At 35.2% G+C, this 2243-nt stretch carries 2 protein-coding genes; one reads left to right on the top strand and one right to left on the bottom strand.

The genetic code is table 11. The annotated features are described in order from the left end of the window. The first annotated feature begins 497 nt into the window (after positions 1-497). Positions 498-1064 carry a hypothetical protein gene (locus AC22ZQ_RS14215; protein WP_318959421.1) on the top strand — a complete coding sequence of 189 codons (567 nt, stop codon included), beginning with the start codon at positions 498-500 and terminating at the stop codon, positions 1062-1064. Positions 1065-1120: 56 nt separating this feature from the next. Here the strand turns inward: AC22ZQ_RS14215 and AC22ZQ_RS14210 are convergent. Further along, positions 1121-2243, bottom strand: a 1123-nt coding sequence (locus AC22ZQ_RS14210; protein WP_318959420.1) for a DUF5686 family protein, incomplete at its 5' end; no start/stop codon positions are given.

Genomic DNA, 2243 nt, shown 5'->3' with positions numbered 1-2243 from the left:
ATCCATCCTAAAAGGCAAAAAGCGAATATCATTGTTAATCTCATGGTATATTGTTTTAATGTTCTCTTTTTAGATGACAACGTCTTAAGAATTCCATAAAATTATTTTGATATTTTTTATGTTGAGGTGAATAAACCTTATTTAAACCATACTTACAACCCTGATTAGTCGCATGTTGGCCAAAACCACAATCCTCTCTACTTTTTGGAAACAAAGAATATCTTTCGTAAATTAAAATTCAACCTAACTCTAAAATCATGGATCTAACTGAATTCTTCCGAAGATTCGGAACCGAAAAAAAATGTATTCATTTCCTTAAACTGCAACGTGAACGCATTGGTATTCAATGTCCAAATTGCCAGCAAACTGTAAATAATTGGCGCCCCAAGCATAATTACTGGAGATGCTCCTGCGGTCGAAAAATTTCACTTAAAAGCGGAACGCTTATGCAATCCTCTAAAGTACCTTACAGGGCCTGGTTTAAGGCTATATTTTTAATGACACATGTAAAAAAATCGTATTCAATACTCGAATTATCTAGACTTCTCGGAATAAAAAGGTACAGAACAGTTTGGTACCTCAGTATGAAAATAAGGATGGCCATGGGGGATGAAGTCTTGGCCAAAGAGTACTTTCTATTTCTAACGCTTTTATCGAAGGATAAATGTCACCCTTCACAGCTAAAAGCTATTCAGAATTACTCTATAACTGCTATCTTCAAATCACCGGCAAACTGTAGGGATGAAATTAATTTAATCGCTCCACTTAAAATCCAACAAAATGTAAATACAGTTGAACACTCACTCATAAAATCAGGATATCGTTGTTTAAAGATTTTTAATGCTCAAAAAAAAATAGAGATGAAAGAGCCTCATTTCCCTGTTAAAACAAAGATTAAAAATTGGCTGAACTATATCATGTCAAATGAAAATAGGAATTTAAATGGTATACATCATGGTGTAAGTTTTCTTCATTTACAGAAATACTTATTCGAATATTCATTCAATTATAATTTGAGGTATCAAAATAAATTTAAAATTTTGATGAAAAGAGTTTTAAGTTAAACTTGGCAACTATGCGACTAATCAGGATAATAATTCACCTATCCACACCCCAACCATCAATACCAAAAAGTCATATCCTCAGGATCCAAAAAGTTCATACTTATCCTAAAGGTACTCCGCGTATTGATTTGGTTTCCATCTGAAACCACATAGTACAACCCAAGTCTAAAACGTTGTTTCTTCAGTTTAAACACACGTTCTATACCCGCAAACATTTCATAATGTGTCCAACTATGTTCCGGAACGTATAGGTAACCACCTCCACCTACAGATGTTACACGCAAACGTTTCATAAATGGCACCTTGTTTAATAGAGCACCGTTAAAATGATGAATAAAGTGTGATTCAAAATACCAATTCAAAGTGGGAAGTGAAGTATCCAAATCTTGATATCCGGTTAATGGATTGGTTAAATAAATCGGGTCTGACCTTCTGTGGTATTTATAGTCAATCTCACGCAATACCTTTGTGTTCAAAAATCTTCCAGATTTAATATGATACGATGATGTTCCAAAAGTTGAAATTTTAAAACTCTGACGTAATCCAAACAGGAGGTAGTCATGATTAACGTCGCTGCCAAACAGACTAGGAATTCCTTTTTCCCAATACATGTATACTGTAGGCCATCTAGAACCTAAAATCACTTTTCTATGCGGTTCTCTCATGTATTTTTGAAAAGGAGTATAAGCCAAATGAATTTTACTCATAAAAGCCTGGTAGGTATCAAAGGACGCAGGTGGCTTGTTATTGAGTACCTCGTCGAATTCCTGGATAAAATTAGTTCCCTCTGCTACCGATCTTCTTTCGGTAAAGTTAAATTCTACGTTCAACATCAATCCGTTAAACAACTCATAGTTATGGTATACTGACAAGCTCGTTTTCTCGATAAAGTTTTCACGTAAAATCATATTTGTCACTCCATCGTTAGAACGAATAACGCCATAGTCATGGCTCACCATTGCACCGATTCGTCCCGTTTTAAAAGGATCATATAAATAACGTGCCGATACTCTACCTTTTACATCCTCGTTTAAAAAACCATAATGCAAGTGCGTATAAGAATCAAATCGTTTTTCATTCTCCCATTTTTTATCCCACCAAAGCATTTCCCCGATGCGTGGACCGGCAATATAAACAGGCTGCACCATGGAGGCTAATGAACCTAACACCCATTGCCTT

Source organism: Lishizhenia sp. (genome assembly GCF_057456495.1).
This window is presented reverse-complemented; position numbering and strand designations above follow the sequence as displayed.

Excerpts from the sequence above, each read along its gene's own strand:
- AC22ZQ_RS14215 (WP_318959421.1), top strand. The coding sequence starts at position 498 with ATGACACATGTAAAAAAATCGTATTCAATACTCGAATTATCTAGACTT.